The sequence below is a fragment of the Methylobacterium sp. CCH5-D2 genome (assembly GCF_001556475.1).
GTDB classification, from domain to species: domain Bacteria; phylum Pseudomonadota; class Alphaproteobacteria; order Rhizobiales; family Beijerinckiaceae; genus Methylobacterium; species Methylobacterium hispanicum.
This window is the reverse complement of the sequence record NZ_LSIX01000524.1, coordinates 1-762: the sequence shown is the minus strand read 5'-3', so window position 1 is coordinate 762 and position 762 is coordinate 1. Positions and strand designations below refer to the sequence as shown.

1 protein-coding gene is annotated in these 762 nt (G+C 76.9%); it reads right to left on the bottom strand.

Translation table 11 applies throughout. From position 1 onward, the window contains the following. Nucleotides 1-95: 95 nt before the first annotated feature. Nucleotides 96-716, bottom strand: a complete 621-nt coding sequence (locus AX737_RS13375) for a nucleoside triphosphate pyrophosphatase (RefSeq protein ID WP_066922075.1) — start codon at nucleotides 714-716, stop codon at nucleotides 96-98. Nucleotides 717-762: the final 46 nt, after the last annotated feature.

Below are 762 nucleotides of genomic sequence, written 5' to 3'. Positions count from 1 at the left end.
TGGCTGTGCCGGCGGGCGGGCGCCTCGTGGCCGGCGCCGTGATCCGCGTGGTCGTGCGCGCCGTGATCGTGGTGATCGTGCAAGCGGGCCGCTCCTCAGAAGCGCAGCCAGCCGTCGGCGCGCAGATGCGCCAGCAGCGGCAGCAGCGGCAGGCCGAGGATCGTGCTGTGCTCGCCCGCCACCGCCTCGAACAGGTGGATGCCGAGCCCTTCGAGCTGGTAGCCGCCGACGCTCGCGCACACCCGGGCCTCGCCGGCACAGGCCACATAGGCCGCGATCTGGCGCTCATCGAGGGGGCGGACCGTGAGGCTCGCCGTCTCGACGCCGGCTGCAACGAGCGCGCCCCCGTGCGCCAGCGCGAAGGCGGCGTGGAGTTGGTGGGTCCGGCCCGCGAGCCGGGCGATCTGGTCGCGGGCGGCCGCCGCGTCGGCGGGCTTGTGGAAGACGGTCCCGTCCAGGGCCAGAACCTGGTCGGCGCCGAGCACGAGCCGGTCCGGACGGCGGCGGGCCACCGCCAGCACTTTGGCCTCGGCGAGCCTGCGGGCGAGGTCGGCGGGCGGCAGGCCGGCGCTCGCGGCCTCGACCGCGCGCTCGTCCACCTCCGGTGCCTCGGTCTCGACGGGCAGCCCCGCGCCCTCCAGCAGGGCGCGGCGGGTCTGGCTCGTGGAGGCGAGGAGGAGCGGCCCGGGGCCGAGCCAGGGCGAGGGCTGGGTCATCGGCCCAGTGTCACGGTTCGCGGGTGCACCGCAAGCGGCGGGGGCG

Excerpts from the sequence above, each read along its gene's own strand:
- AX737_RS13375 (WP_066922075.1), bottom strand. The coding sequence starts at position 716 with ATGACCCAGCCCTCGCCCTGGCTCGGCCCCGGGCCGCTCCTCCTCGCC.